This is a genomic window from Aquimarina rubra (assembly GCF_042684305.1).
GTDB classification, from domain to species: domain Bacteria; phylum Bacteroidota; class Bacteroidia; order Flavobacteriales; family Flavobacteriaceae; genus Aquimarina; species Aquimarina rubra.
Genome location: NZ_JBHULE010000019.1, coordinates 418,619 through 434,938 on the forward strand (window position 1 = coordinate 418,619; position 16,320 = coordinate 434,938).

A 16,320-nucleotide genomic window follows, 5' to 3' on the forward strand; every position below is an offset into this window, starting at 1 on the left:
GCATATCAATTAGAGCGTACAGATTTCATTAAGATGCTCGCGCTATGGACCGGGTTATTTTTTCTTTCTTATAAGATTATTAAAACGAATCCTAGTAACATCAAATTCTTAGCTGCTATCGCGTTGGGATTTAGAATACTATTTCTTTTTGCCATACCAAATCTCTCTCAAGATTTTTATCGGTTTATTTGGGATGGTAGAATGCTACTAGAAGGATTTAATCCATATCTATCATTACCAGAAAGCTGGATTGCGCAAGGTAATGCACCAATTACTCAAGCTCAAGAATTATATGATGGAATGGGCGCTCTAAACGGTAGTCATTATACCAATTATCCTCCAATCAGTCAATTTTGTTATCTGATTGCCGGGGTTTTTGCCGGAAAAAGTATCCTAGGTTCAGTTATTATCATGAGAACACTTATTATTCTGGCTGATATTGGCACTTTTTTCTTTGGAAGAAAACTTTTACAAATACTCCATATTCCTGAAAACAGAATCTTTTGGTATCTGTTGAATCCTTTTGCTATTATAGAACTTACCGGGAATCTTCATTTTGAAGCAGTAATGATATTTTTCATTATTTGGTCTTTGTATTTATTACAAAAAGGATATTGGTATTGGGCAGCTATTGCTCTAGCGCTTTCTGTTTCAGTTAAACTAATCCCTTTATTATTTTTACCACTATTTTTTCAGAAGTTTATCACTGGATTCAATAACATCAACCTTAAAAATCAATTGCTGAAGCTTATAGGGTTTTATGGTATTATCATTCTAATGACAATACTTCTTTTTGCTCCTTTTCTGTCTTCTGAATTTATTTCTAATTTTAGTGAAACTATTGGGCTTTGGTTTCAGAATTTTGAATTCAATGCCAGTATTTATTATATCATCCGTTGGATTGGTTATCAAACTATTGGATGGAACATTATTGGGACGGTTGGGAAGATTTTGCCCATGATTGTGATAGGTATTCTTTTACTACTCACTTTTTTCAGAAAAAACAACACCACAACTGAACTCATTACGGTGATGATTATTGGTATTTCTAGCTATTATTTCTTATCAACAACTGTTCATCCTTGGTATTTAGCTGTTCCGTTAGCACTTTGTGTTTTTACCAAATACAAGTTCCCGATTTGGTGGTCTTTTGTCATTATTCTTAGTTATACAGCATATATACATCCTGATTTTAAAGAAAATTTATGGTTTGTTGCTCTGGAATATAGTATTGTATTTGGTATTTTTATTTTTGAAGTTATTAAGAACACGACAAGAGTTTCTTTAAAGTCTATTTATAATTGAATTTTACCGTAATACATAGTAAAATGTTCTCCCTACTTATAATCATATTTATAAGTAATTTTTCGTTTTCTCAAAGTGTAGAAGCTGTACAAGATTCATTACAAGGCAATTGGGATTTATGCAAATACATGACCTCTAAGCATTATTGTGAATCAAATTCGTCTAGACTGAGCTGTGATTATCAACTTACATTTTTAGAAAATCAATTTACCCTATTCATAGATTCACAAAAGATTGATACTGGTGATTTTGAGATCGAACATCATCAAGACGATGTTTTCCTTATTACTTTCGATTCTTCATTAAATGATGAAATTTTGAAATTATTGGACAACAACACTATCAAACTTTTTAATAAAAAAGAGGAAGGTTTTGCTCTTTTTATAGAGTCAACAGCAAGCCTGTTCGTATTAAAAAAAACACAACAATATCTTGAAAATTAATTTCAGAAAAATAGGAAGACGCTTATTAAGATTCGCAGCATTTATTGTTGTTTTGATTCTTTGCGGATATATCTTTTTGTATATCAAGCAGGAACGTTTCTTTTTCAATCCCAAAATACTACCCAAAGATTATACATATTCCTTTGATCAGCCTTTTGAAGAAATCAATATTGCAGTAGAAGATGATGTAAATTTAAATGCTTTATTATTCAAAACGGATTCGGTTAGTAAAGGGTTGATTCTCTATTTTCACGGTAATGCCGGAGCAATCCACGAGTGGGGAGAACGAGCTTATTTATATACCGAGAACAATTTTGATGTTTTATTTGTTGATTATAGAGGATATGGTAAAAGTGATAGCTTTTATGAAGAAGAATCAGAATTATATAACGATGCTCAAAAAATATATGATTTTGCCCTGACCCGTTATGATGAAAAAGATATTATAATACTAGGCTTTTCTTTAGGAACCGGATTTGCATCTTATACTGCTGCAAAGAACAATCCTAAATTGCTGATTCTGGAAGCTCCCTATTACGCATGGAACGAATTTATTGCTAGCATGGCTCCAGTTCCGCAAGCCTTAATTAACTATGAAATCCCATCATATAAATTCTTAGGAGAGGTAAAGTGTCCTATTAGAGTTTTTCACGGCACCAGAGATTTTCTGATCAAACCAGAAGAACATTCCAAACGATTAAAAGATTTATATCCAGATAAGATTGAGCGCACTCTGATTAAAGGTGCAGGACACAGTGTACATCTTACCAAACAATATTATGACGAATTGAAGGAGTTGCTGGCGAGGTATTAACAAAATAGAAGCGATGGATTATATCCATCGCTTCTATTTTTAAATTTGTTAAATCCCTTTCGAACTACATCATCCTCAAATTAATAACTTCCTGCTCGGTAAGTATACGCCAATGCCCTCTGGGAAGATCTTTTTTGGTCAATCCTGCAAAAATAACTCTGTCGAGTTTGACCACTCCATAATTAAGATGTTCAAAGAGTTTTGTTACGATTCCATTTTTTGAAGACATTAATTGAATTCCGATTTCATTTTTTGAAGCTCCTTCTATGTATGAAATCTCATCCACTTGTATAAATCCTTCTTCTAATTTGATTCCTTTTTCAATTTTCTGAAAATCTTCAAATTTAAGATTACGATCTAACTCTACGTGAAATATTTTGCGAACTCCTGTTTTATGATGTGTCAATTTTTTTTCTAAATCTACATCATTAGTAAACAATAACAATCCTGTCGTATTACGTTCTAATCTCCCTACTGGTTTCAATAAGGATTTAGAAGCATTCGCTACCAAATCCATTACGGTTCTGGTTTTTTCAGGGCTCATAGAAGTCACGAAACCTTTAGGCTTATTAAGTAGCACATATTCTTTCTTCTCCGGAGTAATAAGCCTACCGTCAAACTTAACTTCATCAGTTAGTTTCACTTTATACCCCATTTCTGTAATTGGTTTTCCGTTTACCCAAACACTGCCGGTCTTAATATACAAATCAGCATCTCTTCTAGAACAAACTCCAGAATTGGCAACAAACTTATTTAATCGGATTTCATCAGAATCAGAAATCTTCTTTGGTGAGTTATTTTTATTTTTTATGGGAGCATTACCTCTGGCATATGACTTCCTTTTTGGGTTACCTCCTTGTCTTCCACTTCCTTTTCCTCTATTGGAATTGTCTCCACGACTCATATCTTACATTTTTTGCAAAGATAGTTGTTTAGTTTTTAGAAATAACAACTATTCCTCACCAAACCAAACTGTACTTTGGCGTTCTCTATTGACACTCAATTGTGTAACATCTGGTCTGGAATAATGCCCAACCGGATCAAAATTCTGGCGTTCTTGTAATACGCGATTAAAATCCAAAGTTTCTATTAACAATCCCTCTTTATGAAGTACGGGTTTCAGAATCCATTCTCCATCAGGCCCTGCTATACAAGAACCTCCATTACCCAAAACATCGGGAGCTTTTTTCAGAATTTCATCTAAATGTGGAGTAGTTGGAGGAAAATCTTCTTTCCGCATTAAACTAGAAACCGAAATCACATAGGATCTAGATTCTCTAGCTATAAAACGAGTAATATCTTTGGTATTATAATCGCTTCCCGGCCAAACGGCCACATGCAGATTTTCTCCTTGTCCGTATAATGCTGTTCTTGGTAGTGGCATCCAGTTCTCCCAACAGTTTAAGCCTCCAACGGTAAAAGCTTTGAGTGAATGAACACGGAGTCCATTTCCATCTCCAGGCGCCCAAGTTAATCGTTCCTCATATGTGGGTTGTAACTTGCGGTGTACTGATTTAATCTCTCCTTGTTCATTTATATATACTAAAGATGCATACAGACTATGTCCACCTCGATCCAATGGCCGTTCTATAATACCTAAATAAATAGCAATTTTGTGTTCCCTTGCTAAACCACAAATCTCATCCAGATCACCGTGTTCTATAACCACAGCATTCTGAGCATAGTGGGCATGAATTTCTTTCTGAATCTTATTATCGAACTGAGCGCCATCTGTAAGCGAAACCCAAAAAGGATATCCCGGCAATAACGTCTCACCAAACACGATAAGCTCTGCTTTTTTTGAGGCCGCTTCGATAATTGATTCTTTTATTTTTTCTATAGTGGCATTTTTATCCAACCATATTGGTGATATCTGTGCCAATGCAACAGTAAGTAATTGATTCTTCATCAAGAATGTCTAGGTTTATAGTTTATGCATTCAGGTTTTCTGTTAGGATTTACAAAATTCAAGGATTTAGTTAACGAATAATTAACGTTCAAAAAATTGATTTTCAATCACTTAATTTCAAATATCAGCATTACGGTTAAACCCTTCGGTAACCTTAAGTTAACATTGGAGTAGCGACAAAAATTTAATTATTCGCACCTCTATAATATCAAGATTTGAGAATTTAACACCAAAAAAATCAATCCACCTTCATACTCCCAAAGTAAACTTATAAAAAGTATATATTATTCAAAGTTCAATTTATGTTAAAACGTTCTCTTTTTTACACAATGGTAAACTTAGGAACACATTCTAATAAAATTCAAATTCAAAAAAATCTACCTATCACATCTACATTTGTACTATAAAATTTAAACAAACAATATTTTATAACTCAAATCAAAAACACAAAAAATGAAAAAGTTAATTGTATTAGTAGTAGCAGTTTTAGCGTCAACTCAGATTTTTGCAAATGACAAAACCACAAAAGAAACCACAGAACAAAAATTAAGAAGCGAGATTGTTCTTTTATTAGACAAACCTCAAATCAGGTTAGATCGTAACGAAATTAACGCTAGTATAGAGTTTATCTTAAATGCCAAAGGAGAAATTGTAATCCTAAACGTTGATTCAGAAAAAGAAGCAGTGGAATCTTATGTTAAGTCTAGATTAAACTACAAAAAAGTTGATTCTGATATCACTAGAACAGGAAACAAAGTATTCAAATTAAGATTAAAAGTATTGAATCCTGAAGCTTAAACTTTGATTCAAAACATATAAAGAGCAGTTACATTCATATAATGTAGCTGCTTTTTTTGTTTTCTACCAAAATATCCTATCCAAAATCATATTAACATCAATTAGCACAATACTAAACACACCAGATACAATAATCAGTTTCAGGATATTATGTAACCAAACATAATGTGTTCTTCCGTCTGATTTCCATAAAGCAATCAGAAATAAAAACAACAGTCCCAAGCATACGTAGAAATAGAGGTACATATAACCTATTTCATATTTTGTAAGGAGGAGATAAATAGGAATGCACGAAGCAAGAACAAGTAAACTTATTAGTTTTTTAGAAGTAGCTTCACCATAAATAATAGGTATTGTTTTATAATTCTGAGCGACATCTCCTCTTAGGTTTCCGAGGTCTTTAACCATTTCTCTCATCACTAGCATTAAGAATAAAAAAGTAGCATGAACAAAAATAACTTCGTCAAAATTTTTATAGTAAATAAATACGGCAAAGAACGGTGTTATAGATAATGTTGAAGCAACAAAATTTCCTAAAAAGGGCATTTTTTTTAGTTTATGGGAATAGAACCATATCCCGAAAACGTACAAGGAGAAAAACATAACCGCCCTAAATGAAACATAACTAGCAAATATTACCGAAAGAAAGTTAAGTACAAAATACCCGGTTAATTTGGTACGCTGACTCACTAAACGATCCAGCATGGTTTTCTGTGGTCTATTGATAAGATCTTTTTCTCGGTCGTAAAAGTTATTGATAATGTATCCTGCAGCAATTACTCCGGCAGAAGCTAAAACAATGACGAACAAATTAGCATCAAAAAGAACATTTCTCAATGGTATATGAGGAGCTAAAATAAATACAGAAGTAAGGTATTGCGCAAAGACAATAACAAGAATATTATAACCTCTAACAATAGAAAACAAACTCAATAACTTTAGAAGAATGAGTTTATTTTTTCTGGAAAGCATCCTGATGTATACCTATTAAAAGTTGTAAACCACCTCTAATTTATAATCTTTAAGAGCAGATTGAGCTTTATCGAAATCTTGGGTAAATCCAAGAATATAACCTCCGCCACCAGAACCACATAGTTTAAGATAGTAGTCGTTAGTTTCGATTCCGTTTTTCCACAGTGCATGGAATTGTTTAGGAATCATAGGCTTAAAATTATCTAAAACAACGTTCGATAATTGTTTAATGTTTGAGAATAATGACTTGATATCTCCTTGAAGGAAATCATCAACACACGCATCTGTATGTTTTACAAATTGATTTTTAAGCATTGTACGGAAACCTTCTTGTTTCATATTTTCCATAAAGATACTTACCATAGGAGCAGTTTCTCCCACGATACCACTATCTAATAAAAACACAGCTCCTTTTTTATTATCAACGCTTTGTGAAGGAATTCCTGCCGGTTCTATATTATCTTTAGAATTGATAAGGATTGGAAGACTCAAATAACTATTTAAAGGATCTAAACCAGAGCTACTACCGTGGAAAAATGATTCCATTAGCCCAAAAATTTCTTTAAGTTTCAGTAGTTTATCGCGAGTAAGGTTTTCTAAAACCGTAATTTTATCATCTGCATACTTGTCATAAATGGCAGCGACTAATGCACCACTACTACCTACTCCATATCCTTGAGGAATACTACTATCGAAATACATTCCGGATTCAACATCTTCTTTCAATCTTTGTAAATCGAATTTCACAACACCTTTATCCTGAATTTTTTCCAAGTAGTTCGCAAAATCACGTAAGCTTTTGTTGGATTTAATAGCTTGCTCATTTGGATTATCAGTCACTTTCAAAGCACCCTTAAAGAAGTTATAAGGAATAGAAAGACCCTTAGAATCTTTGATAATTCCATATTCACCAAATAAAAGTATTTTTGAGTAAAATAGTGGTCCCTTCATTAGTTTGTTCTCCTTTTATCCAATTTGTTTAACCATTTAGGATAAAGTTACAACAATTTTGCGCCTAATCCTATTTTATCACAAATATACTGTCCTTTCTGACAATATACAACTAACTCGCTCTTAATGAAGTCCATCACTCTGTCTTTCTCAGAATTCGGGTACAATACGTGTACATTTGCTCCGGCATCCAGTGTAAAACAAATCTTAGATCCTGTTTCCTTTCTATACTCCCAAATTTTGTTGATTACCGCCAATGTATTCGGTTTCATTAATATAAAATAGGGCAGAGAAGTCATCATCATCGCATGCAATGTTAATGCCTCACTTTCCACTACTTCAATAAACTCATCTAAATCTCCTGACATTAAAATATCTTTTAGCCAAATAATATTTTTATTTGCCTGCTTAAATCGTTCTGATGAAAAAGGATGGCCGTGCATTAAATCATGACCAACAGAACTACTTACTTGTTTCTCACCTTTATCTACAAGAAGAATGGTATCTTGATAATCTGCAAAATTTGGGTGGATGTCATAGGGAAATCTAACCGCGTAAGCATCACTACTCCCTTCGACCTCATTATGTTCCCCCCATATTGTTATGGGGCCTTCTATGCTTCTGCTAGCACTTCCTGATCCTAATCTAGACAAAAAAGAGCTTTTTTTAATAAACTCTTTGTCTGACATCTTTGGATTGATCTGTTTTTCTAGTTGCATTAAACAATATGCTAAAGCACTCATACCGCTTGCAGAAGATGCAATTCCGCTACTATGTGGAAAAGTATTACTAGTTTCTATTACAAATTTATAATGCTTAAGAAATGGAACATATTCAGAAATTCTTTGAAAAAAGCTTTGGATTTTTGGTTTGAAATCCGGTTTTGGTTCTCCTTCGAAAAAAAGTTCAAACTGAAAGTCTTCTGAGACATTTTCTAACTTTTCATATTTCAATGTAGTCTCTGTTTTACAAGTATCTAATGTAAAACTTATAGAAGGATTTTCTGGCAATTGTACCGGTCGTTTGCCCCAATATTTTACTAATGCTATATTGCTTGGTGATGTACAGGAAATAGATCCTTTATTTGGTAATACCGAAGATATTTTAGTGATAAACTGACTATAATCACCCATAATGCAAAAATAATTTTGGCAAAGATAAGCGGTTATGTGGTTTTAAGAGTAAGCTAGTAAAAATAAATTGCTATTTTAGTATTTAACTAACTAATCCTAATGAAAAAAAAGTTACTTCGTATAGGTATCGCTGTCTTATTATGCCTATTAATAGGGTTTTTGAGCAGTATTGCTACTCAAACATCGATTAGCACCTGGTATGTAACTTTAGAAAAACCGTCCTTTACGCCCCCTAATTGGCTTTTTGCTCCTGTTTGGACAATCCTTTATATTATGATGGGAATTGCAGCAGGAATTGTTTGGAGTAAAGGTTTTTATCATAAATGGGTAAAAACTGCGTTATATCATTTTGGGTTTCAACTTTTACTCAATGCTGCGTGGTCTATTTTTTTCTTTGGAATGCGCAATCCATTGATAGCACTTGTGGATATACTTGCCCTGTTTATCCTTTTATTGTTTACAATCAGGTGGTTTAAAGTTGTTAACTCTACGGCCGCTTACCTACTTATCCCTTATTTGATTTGGGTTGCTTTTGCAACTGCGTTGAATTTTAGTATATGGCAACTTAACTAAACCAAGAATGAAGGAATAAATTATTTATGAACAAGAAGTCAATCGTCTTACAAACTACTTTAGAATTAATTACAAAACAAGGAATACAAGCAACCTCTCTTTCGCAAATCATTAAAGAATCTGGGGTTGCCAATGGAACTGTATATCATCATTTTAAGAACAAAGAAGAGATCATAACCGAACTCTATTTAATGCTTACACAAGATTTCGGAACTGTAGTAATGCGTAACATCCCTGAAGATGATATTAAAAAGCAGTTTTCAATTATGTGGCTCAATCTATTTCACTATTTTGTAAACAACCCACTTGCCTTTGTGTTTTCTGAGCAAATAGCCAGGTCTCCTGAGATTCCACAATCTTTAAAGGATAAAGCAAGGCAATACTACGGTGAAATCGAAAATTTTTTTAAAACAGGCATTCGCCAAAAAGTATTTAAATCATACAATCCAATGGTCATGGAAGAACTATTTTTTGGAAATGTAGTATCTCTTGTAAAAATCCATGAAAATGAAAAAGTAAAACTGCTGGACAAGCACATCAATCAAGCTATAGAAATCTCCTGGAAAGGATTCTTAAGAGATTGAATGCTCCGCTGATCATTAAAATTTAATATAAAATATCCTGCCAAATAATAATTTAGCAGGATATCTTGACTTCTGGTTTCAAAAATTTTTATAATCAGGATATCAGTCTAGTTAAATATCACTTTAACGCAAGAATCCTTATATAAATTCTTAACCGCTGCTTGTATCGCTAGTTTAGCATCTTTTGTTTGACCAATAGATTTTCCTTTGTAATATAAACCACCATTTCCTTTCCAAGAAAACTCCTCACTATGAGTTTTTATTAATCTAGAACCATCTTTTCTCGTAATCTGAAAAGATTCTAATTTCTGGCTGTACTCTAATCCGGCAGGAAAGTATACTTCTGTTACAAATTTAGTATCACCATTTCCATACATATAACAAACACATTCTCCAATATCCTTGGCTTCAGAGACGCGCACCATATTATTTTGAACTATCTTCCATCGTTCATCGATCTTAACCCCGACCATATCCATCAACATCGTTCCTTTCTCGGCTAATTTTTTATTGATAAAGGATTCAAACGTAACCACGGCAGAAATGATTCCGGCGTTGTCTTTTTGACTTTGAAAAACAACTTTGTCTAACGTAAGCCGAAAGTTATAGTTATCATCATTAATAATATCATCTAATTGAGAGGAAACATTCTTTTTGTCATAATTTTTTCTGACTAAAGCACCTGATAAATTTACATAAACGGTATTACCGCTATATTTTTCATCAAACAGGTACAAAACATCATTTTTTTTAGCCCCTCTTTCCAGATCGTTAATCTTATTAATATAATCCATCAATAACTGTTTTATAGGCTCTTTATCGCTGGCCTGAGCAAAGAAAGTGCTATTGGAAATAAAAATAATAATAAGTGCTAGTGTAATTTTTTTCATAGTTAATAAGGTAATGGTTAAACCTTTTTAAGGTACAAAATTTTACACAGATTTCCGAGAAGTATTAAAACAACTTAATTTTTTAAAAAACTTAATTCCAACAACTTACTCAATGTCCTGAGGTTTCTAGTGGTTGTTTGACAGTTTAATTTTTTTTCAAAAAAGTTATTATGCAGTTTGGTTTTCCCGTACCCAATAGCGGCAAATAAGTAAATTACATTTTTAGTAATTATGAATTCTTCCGGATCAAAAGATACTTTAGAAAGTTCTTCTACTGCTAAAGGATCCGGTTGATCACATAAAAGCATGAAGTACATTTTTTTATCATCAATCTCACCACTTTCCAATCTTTTGGTATAAGGATTTTTCTGAAAAATTTCATTCAGCGTATTGTGAGTCATTATCAATACAGGTACATCAAAATCAAAACGATTCTTAATGGCAGTCTGAATTTTGGTCTCTAAAAGATCTATATTCCCTGAAGCATCTCTAAAAACAATATTTCCGCTTTGGATATAGGTCACTACATCGCTAAATCCTAACTTTTCCAGCATCTCTTTAAGATCAGCCATTTTTATCTTTTTATGGCCACCCACATTGATTCCGCGAAGTAAAGCGATATATATATTCATTTATTTTGACGTAATAGCCTGAGCAGCGATATAAGCACCTGTCCATGCATTCTGAAAATTAAATCCTCCTGTTATGGCGTCTATATTTAACACCTCTCCTGCAAAATACAAATTCTTATATCTCTTACTTTCAAAAGTTTTAAAGTTTATCTCTTTGAGGTCAATTCCTCCTGCCGTAACGAATTCTTCCTTAAACGTACTTTTCCCATTTACCTGAAAAACACCTTTGGTTAGTTCTTCTGAAAGTTTATTAAGTTGGGATTTATTGGTATCTGCCCATCGAGTTGTACTCTCAATACCAGAAGCGGCAACTAAACTTTGCCAAAGTCTTTTAGGCAGCTCAAACTGGGCGTATTTAGACACTTGTTGCTTTGGATTTTTATTTTTTAGTACTTTGAGCATATTCAATCCTTCTTCTTGAGAATAATCCTGTATCCAATTCACTATGATTTCAAAATTATATTGATAGGAATTCAATTCTATTGCTCCCCAAGCAGAAAGTTTAAGAATCGCCGGACCACTCATTCCCCAATGTGTAATAAGCAACGGACCATCACTAGATAATTTAGAATTCTTTACTTGAACGGAGGCATTCGTTGCTATTCCCGGTAAACCTTTGATTCTATTATCTTTTATATTAAAGGTAAACAATGATGGAACTGCATCGATAGTTTTATGATACAAGGAATTAAGTTTTGTCCAAATTTTAGGATTACTTCCTGTAGCGATCATCAGTTTTACTGTTTCAAAATTGCCTTGACTAGTAATTACTTTCCAGGTATCCTTTTCCTGATAAAAATCTTTTACCGAATGATTCGTTAGGACCTTGATACCTAACCGCTTGGTTTCTGATAAAAAACAATCTATAATCGTCTGCGATGAATCAGAAACCGGAAAAATCCTGCCATCATCTTCTATTTTTAGGGCTACACCGCGACGATCAAACCATTCCATTGTATCGCCCGTCATAAAAGTATGAAAAGGCCCTTTTAGTTCTTTCTCACCTCGTGGGTAATTCTTAGTTAAAACATCAGGAATAAACTCTGCATGAGTCACATTACATCGTCCTCCTCCAGAAATCCTGACTTTGGAAAGTACTTCTTTTCCTCTTTCGAGAATAGCTATTTTTAGACTTGGATCATTTTCTGCTACATTAATAGCAGTAAAAAAACCAGCTGCTCCGCCACCAATTATTAAAAGATCATACTGCATTAAGCAAAATTAGGCAAATCTGTAATGATACCATCAACCTTCCATGTTTTTGATGATTCTATTTTGGATGGATCATTTACGGTCCAGGGATACACTTTATAACCTTTATCTTTTGCCAAAGCAACTTCTTCCTCTGTTAATGAATAAATCAGCGGATGTACAGAAAAAGCTTCTAACGTTTCGGCTACTTTTAATATGGAAGAGATTTTTTTTTCGGTTAGCACACCCAATTTAAATGAAGAAGTTCTATATTTTATCTGAAACAACTGTGCATGATCAAAACTGGATAAGATAAAATGGTCATAATCCCATTTTGTATCCTTGATTCGATTTTCTATAAGTTCTACAACGGGCAGAGCTGTTCCAATTCCTTTTAATTCTATATTTAAAATGCATCTTGCATCTATTAGATCTAGCACTTGGCTTAACTTAGGAATTCTATAGCCTTCAGGTGTTCTTAATTTTGTCAATTCTTTCCAGGTAAACTCTGATACCTTTCCTACTCCATTAGTTGTTCTTTGTAATGTTTCATCATGAATGACTACCAACTCTCCCGATTTACACTTATGCACATCAATTTCAATTCCATCTACGTTATACTTCAATGCCTCGGTTATAGATTCTAATGTGTTTTCGGCAACCAATCCAGCTGCTCCACGATGTCCAAATATTTTCATCTGTTTAAATATTTTTAATCACTTATCAATTAATTAAAAAGCGTATCCAATAGTAAATGATAGTATGGGCAATATTAAATTATCTGTACGAGTTTGTCCGTAACCTATACCTCCTTCAAAACCTATATGAAGCCAATCAAAATATGTTCTCTGTATTCCATATGTTAATCCAATTACAGACAGATCACTTTCATCGGTAAAAAGGTCTTCATCATTTCCTTCCAAAGCCTCCAGAAAACCTTCTGTAAAATAATAGGTTCCTTTTAGCGCAATAAAATTACCACTGTTTTTGGATATATTTCTACCTTTTTCTTCTCTTTGTTTCAGATTATAATAGTATCGGTATTGACCATCAAGTATCGGTAAAATCGCAAAGTTAGTCTCGGTAGTTCCGTTAAAATCTTCACTTGTTCCAATACCCCACAAAAACCCTGCATTTAGTAATATGGTAGAACTTTTAGTTACTCCAAATTCAACTTCTGCTCCCGGAGCTAGAAAATTTATTCGAAATTGTACCGGTTCTACCTTTGCCATATCCTGAGCAAAAGATGAACATACAAATAAACCACATACTAAAATTAAAAATATCCTTTTCATTGTTTGATTTTTTTGAGCGGCAAATATCCATAAAAAAACGTCTTAGAAAAACTAAGACGTTAATAATTTAAAAATTCAATATTATTTAAAAGCAGCAATTCCTGTAATATCCATTCCTGTAATTAAAAGATGAATATCATGAGTTCCTTCATAGGTAATCACACTTTCCAGGTTCATCATATGTCTCATAATACTATACTCGCCTGTAATACCCATTCCTCCGAGAATTTGTCTGGCTTCTCTCGCAATTTTTATAGCCATATCTACATTATTACGTTTTGCCATAGAGATTTGAGCGGTAGTAGCTTTTCCTTCTTCTCTCAAAACTCCTAATCGCCAAGCAAGCAATTGTGCTTTGGTAATCTCGGTAATCATTTCTGCAAGTTTCTTTTGCTGCAATTGTGTTCCTCCAATAGGTTTATCGAACTGAATTCGTTCTTTAGAATAGCGTAAAGCTGTATCATAACAGTCCATTGCCGCACCGATGGCACCCCAAGCAATACCAAAACGCGCAGAATCTAAGCAACTTAACGGAGCTCCTAAACCGCTTTTTCCCGGCAATAGGTTTTCTTTAGGCACTTTTACATTATCAAAAATAAGCTCTCCAGTTGCTGATGCACGAAGCGACCATTTATTATGTGTTTCTGGCGTAGAAAAACCTTCCATACCACGTTCTACAACAAGTCCGTGGATTCTTCCTTCTTCATTTTTTGCCCAAACTACTGCTACATCAGCAAAAGGAGCATTGGATATCCATAGTTTGGCTCCGTTAAGTAAATAGTGATCCCCTTTATCCTTAAAATTAGTTGTCATTCCGGCAGGGTTAGATCCATGATCCGGTTCGGTTAGCCCAAAACATCCCATAAATTCTCCTGAAGCTAGCTTAGGAAGGTATTTATTTCGTTGTTCTTCGCTACCGTATTTCCAAATAGGGTACATCACTAAAGAAGATTGAACCGATGCCGTAGAACGAACTCCAGAATCTCCTCTTTCTATTTCCTGCATAATCAATCCATAACTAATCTGATCCAATCCGGCACCTCCGTACTTCTCCGGTATATAAGGACCAAACGCACCTATTTCTGCTAATCCTGCAATAATTTGATTCGGAAACTCAGCACGCTGAGCATATTCTTCAATAATAGGAGATACATCTCGTTTCACCCAACTGCGAGCAGCATCGCGAACTAACTTATGCTCATCTGTCAAGAGTTCATCTAAATTATAATAATCTGGTGCTTCAAAAAGATCGGGCTTCATTATATTTTCTATTTATATTTTATACTATTTTCAAAATTATGGTTACTAAACCGCTAACAAATGTAATTAATGAAAAAAGAGCAACCAATTTTTTTTGACTTCTTAAAATATAATACAAAACACTGAGGATATCTAATACTTAAAATCTATAACGGTAAAGCCACTCATAACAGAAACACATTAACGGTAAATTTCACGAAATTTGTGGATAATTTCCGCATTTCGAAACCGATTTCTACACATTTTTGATACCCTTAACATTATTAGTTTTTTATTTAAACAATTGATTTTCAATAATTTAACCAATTAAGCTTCCTTAAAAGTCTTCTGGCATAATTATTCCTTTTCATTAAGTAACGAAATAAAGAATAATTAAAACCTAAAAACAAAATGAAAAATTTATTTGTATTACCAGTAGTAGCTTTTGGACTTTTATTAGGAACGCAAGGAATTAGTGCACAAGAGATGTCTTCTGATGAAACTGTAGAAGTTACTACTCAGGAAAAATATATTGAATTAGCTGTTGAAAATTTACCACAACCAGTACTTGACGCTGTGGCGAAAGATTTTGCCGGGGCAACGATCAGTAAAGCTGCCGCTAAGGAAGATGCTTCTGAGTTTAAATTAGAACTTACTAAAGAAGATGGAGAAACAGTAGAAGTTCATTGTGATGCAGAAGGAAACTGGGTAGCTAAAGACTAGTTATTTTAAAAATCTTAAGAGTGTTGATTTATAGAAATATAAATTAAACTTCGTAGAGTGATTAAATTTGGAAAAAGGGAGAATTTTTATAATTCTCCTTTTTTTATTCACTTCTCTTACATTTTTAAATAAAAGTCTTTCGTTAATTTAATATACTCCTCGGTATACTGATGTCTAGAGTTTTCAATAATAAGTTCATCTGTTTTAACCAACACTTCATTAAAACCGAATAACATCATACTCCTTTTAATTTCGGAAGAAGGGGTGCCTTTAACCCTGGTAATTTTTTGAGGATACAATTCTACTCCTTTTGCAATATCTATGACTTTATTTTCTTCTTTATATGGTAATATAACCGCAAACTTTCCTTTTTGTGAAAGTAGATGAGAAACACCTATAAAAAGGTGTTCGAAAGGAAGCGCATCTTCAAATCTGGCCATATCACGAGTTGAATCATCAGTTTTATAATCATCCGTATAAAATGGAGGATTACTGATCAATAGGTCGTACTCATCATCGATTTCCTGAAAAAATTCCTGAAAAGAGGCGTGATAACAAAATAAGCGATCTCCCCAGTCCGAGGCTTCAAAATTTTCCACCGCTTGCTCGTAGGCTTGATCATCAATTTCGATGGCATCTATAGTTTCTGCATAGGATCGTTGAGCCATCATTAACGCAATAACACCAGTTCCAGCACCAATATCCAGCACTGAATTCATCTCATCAGATATTGGAACCCAAGAACCTAACAGAACTCCATCTGTACCAATTTTCATGGCACATCGATCCTGATGTATGATAAACTGTTTAAACTGGAATGGTTTCATCAAATAAATCTCAATATTTAAATCTCAAATAGTAATTTTAG

The 16,320-nt window shown here is 33.6% G+C and carries 19 protein-coding genes; 7 read left to right on the plus strand and 12 right to left on the minus strand.

Annotation, left to right across the window (positions count from 1 at the left end; all coding sequences use genetic code 11):
- Positions 1 to 33 precede the first annotated feature (33 nt).
- The 3 genes from ACFSR1_RS10475 to ACFSR1_RS10485 are packed head-to-tail and all read left to right on the plus strand — an operon-like array spanning position 34 to position 2,562.
- Positions 34 to 1,305 carry a mannosyltransferase gene (locus tag ACFSR1_RS10475; RefSeq protein ID WP_378292225.1) on the plus strand — a complete coding sequence of 424 codons (1,272 nt, stop codon included), beginning with the start codon at positions 34 to 36 and terminating at the stop codon, positions 1,303 to 1,305.
- A 23-nt stretch (positions 1,306 to 1,328) separates the two neighbouring features.
- Positions 1,329 to 1,748, plus strand: coding sequence for a hypothetical protein (locus ACFSR1_RS10480; RefSeq protein ID WP_378292227.1), 420 nt, complete (start codon positions 1,329 to 1,331; stop codon positions 1,746 to 1,748).
- A complete protein-coding gene (locus ACFSR1_RS10485; protein ID WP_378292229.1) occupies positions 1,738 to 2,562 on the plus strand; it encodes an alpha/beta hydrolase in 825 nt (274 codons plus the stop codon). Before ACFSR1_RS10480 ends, ACFSR1_RS10485 begins: the two co-directional genes overlap by 11 nt.
- A 64-nt stretch (positions 2,563 to 2,626) precedes the next feature.
- Here ACFSR1_RS10485 and ACFSR1_RS10490 read toward each other — a convergent pair whose 3' ends face one another.
- Together ACFSR1_RS10490 and ACFSR1_RS10495 are read right to left on the minus strand one after the other, a co-directional pair.
- Complete coding sequence (locus tag ACFSR1_RS10490; protein WP_378292231.1) at positions 2,627 to 3,466, minus strand: pseudouridine synthase; 840 nt, start codon at positions 3,464 to 3,466, stop codon at positions 2,627 to 2,629.
- Positions 3,467 to 3,514: 48 nt separating this feature from the next.
- Positions 3,515 to 4,471 (minus strand): carbon-nitrogen hydrolase family protein, encoded by a 957-nt coding sequence (locus ACFSR1_RS10495; RefSeq protein WP_378292232.1) that lies wholly within the window; start codon positions 4,469 to 4,471, stop codon positions 3,515 to 3,517.
- Positions 4,472 to 4,924: 453 nt separating this feature from the next.
- Here ACFSR1_RS10495 and ACFSR1_RS10500 point away from each other — a divergent pair, with 453 nt between their 5' ends.
- Positions 4,925 to 5,269 (plus strand): hypothetical protein, encoded by a 345-nt coding sequence (locus ACFSR1_RS10500; RefSeq protein WP_378292234.1) that lies wholly within the window; start codon positions 4,925 to 4,927, stop codon positions 5,267 to 5,269.
- Between the two features lie 63 nt (positions 5,270 to 5,332).
- Here the strand turns inward: ACFSR1_RS10500 and ACFSR1_RS10505 are convergent, their stop codons facing one another.
- The 3 genes from ACFSR1_RS10505 to ACFSR1_RS10515 are packed head-to-tail and all read right to left on the minus strand — an operon-like array spanning position 5,333 to position 8,325.
- Complete coding sequence (locus ACFSR1_RS10505; protein ID WP_378292236.1) at positions 5,333 to 6,241, minus strand: geranylgeranylglycerol-phosphate geranylgeranyltransferase; 909 nt, start codon at positions 6,239 to 6,241, stop codon at positions 5,333 to 5,335.
- A 15-nt stretch (positions 6,242 to 6,256) separates the two neighbouring features.
- Positions 6,257 to 7,192 (minus strand): mevalonate kinase family protein, encoded by a 936-nt coding sequence (locus ACFSR1_RS10510; protein ID WP_378292238.1) that lies wholly within the window; start codon positions 7,190 to 7,192, stop codon positions 6,257 to 6,259.
- Between the two features lie 47 nt (positions 7,193 to 7,239).
- Positions 7,240 to 8,325, minus strand: coding sequence for a diphosphomevalonate/mevalonate 3,5-bisphosphate decarboxylase family protein (locus tag ACFSR1_RS10515; RefSeq protein WP_378292240.1), 1,086 nt, complete (start codon positions 8,323 to 8,325; stop codon positions 7,240 to 7,242).
- Between the two features lie 99 nt (positions 8,326 to 8,424).
- Between ACFSR1_RS10515 and ACFSR1_RS10520 the strand changes: the two genes are divergently transcribed.
- Entirely contained in the window at positions 8,425 to 8,898 is a 474-nt protein-coding gene (locus tag ACFSR1_RS10520; protein WP_378292242.1) for a TspO/MBR family protein, read from the plus strand.
- Between the two features lie 26 nt (positions 8,899 to 8,924).
- Complete coding sequence (locus ACFSR1_RS10525) at positions 8,925 to 9,482, plus strand: TetR/AcrR family transcriptional regulator (protein ID WP_378292244.1); 558 nt, start codon at positions 8,925 to 8,927, stop codon at positions 9,480 to 9,482.
- A gap of 107 nt (positions 9,483 to 9,589) precedes the next feature.
- Here the strand turns inward: ACFSR1_RS10525 and ACFSR1_RS10530 are convergent, their stop codons facing one another.
- The 6 genes from ACFSR1_RS10530 to ACFSR1_RS10555 all read right to left on the minus strand — a co-directional run bounded on the left by ACFSR1_RS10530 (position 9,590) and on the right by ACFSR1_RS10555 (position 14,750).
- Complete coding sequence (locus tag ACFSR1_RS10530; protein WP_378292245.1) at positions 9,590 to 10,372, minus strand: hypothetical protein; 783 nt, start codon at positions 10,370 to 10,372, stop codon at positions 9,590 to 9,592.
- A 74-nt stretch (positions 10,373 to 10,446) separates the two neighbouring features.
- The gene (locus ACFSR1_RS10535; RefSeq protein WP_378292247.1) at positions 10,447 to 11,004 is read right to left on the minus strand and encodes a DUF1697 domain-containing protein; all 558 of its coding nucleotides are present in this window, start codon (positions 11,002 to 11,004) and stop codon (positions 10,447 to 10,449) included.
- Entirely contained in the window at positions 11,005 to 12,216 is a 1,212-nt protein-coding gene (locus tag ACFSR1_RS10540) for a BaiN/RdsA family NAD(P)/FAD-dependent oxidoreductase (RefSeq protein ID WP_378292249.1), read from the minus strand.
- The gene (locus tag ACFSR1_RS10545) at positions 12,216 to 12,893 is read right to left on the minus strand and encodes a glycerophosphodiester phosphodiesterase (protein WP_378292251.1); all 678 of its coding nucleotides are present in this window, start codon (positions 12,891 to 12,893) and stop codon (positions 12,216 to 12,218) included. Before ACFSR1_RS10545 ends, ACFSR1_RS10540 begins: the two co-directional genes overlap by 1 nt.
- 33 nt (positions 12,894 to 12,926) lie before the next feature.
- A complete protein-coding gene (locus ACFSR1_RS10550; protein ID WP_378292253.1) occupies positions 12,927 to 13,490 on the minus strand; it encodes a hypothetical protein in 564 nt (187 codons plus the stop codon).
- An 81-nt stretch (positions 13,491 to 13,571) separates the two neighbouring features.
- Positions 13,572 to 14,750, minus strand: a complete 1,179-nt coding sequence (locus ACFSR1_RS10555; protein ID WP_378292260.1) for an acyl-CoA dehydrogenase family protein — start codon at positions 14,748 to 14,750, stop codon at positions 13,572 to 13,574.
- A gap of 390 nt (positions 14,751 to 15,140) precedes the next feature.
- Here ACFSR1_RS10555 and ACFSR1_RS10560 point away from each other — a divergent pair, with 390 nt between their 5' ends.
- A complete protein-coding gene (locus tag ACFSR1_RS10560; protein ID WP_378292263.1) occupies positions 15,141 to 15,452 on the plus strand; it encodes a hypothetical protein in 312 nt (103 codons plus the stop codon).
- A 116-nt stretch (positions 15,453 to 15,568) separates the two neighbouring features.
- Here ACFSR1_RS10560 and ACFSR1_RS10565 read toward each other — a convergent pair whose 3' ends face one another.
- Positions 15,569 to 16,279, minus strand: coding sequence for a tRNA1(Val) (adenine(37)-N6)-methyltransferase (locus tag ACFSR1_RS10565; protein WP_378292265.1), 711 nt, complete (start codon positions 16,277 to 16,279; stop codon positions 15,569 to 15,571).
- Between the last annotated feature and the right edge of the window lie 41 nt (positions 16,280 to 16,320).

Excerpts from the sequence above, each read along its gene's own strand:
- ACFSR1_RS10475 (WP_378292225.1), top strand. The coding sequence starts at position 34 with ATGCTCGCGCTATGGACCGGGTTATTTTTTCTTTCTTATAAGATTATT.
- ACFSR1_RS10480 (WP_378292227.1), top strand. The coding sequence starts at position 1,329 with ATGTTCTCCCTACTTATAATCATATTTATAAGTAATTTTTCGTTTTCT.
- ACFSR1_RS10490 (WP_378292231.1), bottom strand. The coding sequence starts at position 3,466 with ATGAGTCGTGGAGACAATTCCAATAGAGGAAAAGGAAGTGGAAGACAA.
- ACFSR1_RS10495 (WP_378292232.1), bottom strand. The coding sequence starts at position 4,471 with ATGAAGAATCAATTACTTACTGTTGCATTGGCACAGATATCACCAATA.
- ACFSR1_RS10500 (WP_378292234.1), top strand. The coding sequence starts at position 4,925 with ATGAAAAAGTTAATTGTATTAGTAGTAGCAGTTTTAGCGTCAACTCAG.
- ACFSR1_RS10505 (WP_378292236.1), bottom strand. The coding sequence starts at position 6,241 with ATGCTTTCCAGAAAAAATAAACTCATTCTTCTAAAGTTATTGAGTTTG.
- ACFSR1_RS10510 (WP_378292238.1), bottom strand. The coding sequence starts at position 7,192 with ATGAAGGGACCACTATTTTACTCAAAAATACTTTTATTTGGTGAATAT.
- ACFSR1_RS10515 (WP_378292240.1), bottom strand. The coding sequence starts at position 8,325 with ATGGGTGATTATAGTCAGTTTATCACTAAAATATCTTCGGTATTACCA.
- ACFSR1_RS10520 (WP_378292242.1), top strand. The coding sequence starts at position 8,425 with ATGAAAAAAAAGTTACTTCGTATAGGTATCGCTGTCTTATTATGCCTA.
- ACFSR1_RS10525 (WP_378292244.1), top strand. The coding sequence starts at position 8,925 with ATGAACAAGAAGTCAATCGTCTTACAAACTACTTTAGAATTAATTACA.
- ACFSR1_RS10530 (WP_378292245.1), bottom strand. The coding sequence starts at position 10,372 with ATGAAAAAAATTACACTAGCACTTATTATTATTTTTATTTCCAATAGC.
- ACFSR1_RS10535 (WP_378292247.1), bottom strand. The coding sequence starts at position 11,004 with ATGAATATATATATCGCTTTACTTCGCGGAATCAATGTGGGTGGCCAT.
- ACFSR1_RS10540 (WP_378292249.1), bottom strand. The coding sequence starts at position 12,216 with ATGCAGTATGATCTTTTAATAATTGGTGGCGGAGCAGCTGGTTTTTTT.
- ACFSR1_RS10545 (WP_378292251.1), bottom strand. The coding sequence starts at position 12,893 with ATGAAAATATTTGGACATCGTGGAGCAGCTGGATTGGTTGCCGAAAAC.
- ACFSR1_RS10550 (WP_378292253.1), bottom strand. The coding sequence starts at position 13,490 with ATGAAAAGGATATTTTTAATTTTAGTATGTGGTTTATTTGTATGTTCA.
- ACFSR1_RS10555 (WP_378292260.1), bottom strand. The coding sequence starts at position 14,750 with ATGAAGCCCGATCTTTTTGAAGCACCAGATTATTATAATTTAGATGAA.
- ACFSR1_RS10560 (WP_378292263.1), top strand. The coding sequence starts at position 15,141 with ATGAAAAATTTATTTGTATTACCAGTAGTAGCTTTTGGACTTTTATTA.
- ACFSR1_RS10565 (WP_378292265.1), bottom strand. The coding sequence starts at position 16,279 with ATGAAACCATTCCAGTTTAAACAGTTTATCATACATCAGGATCGATGT.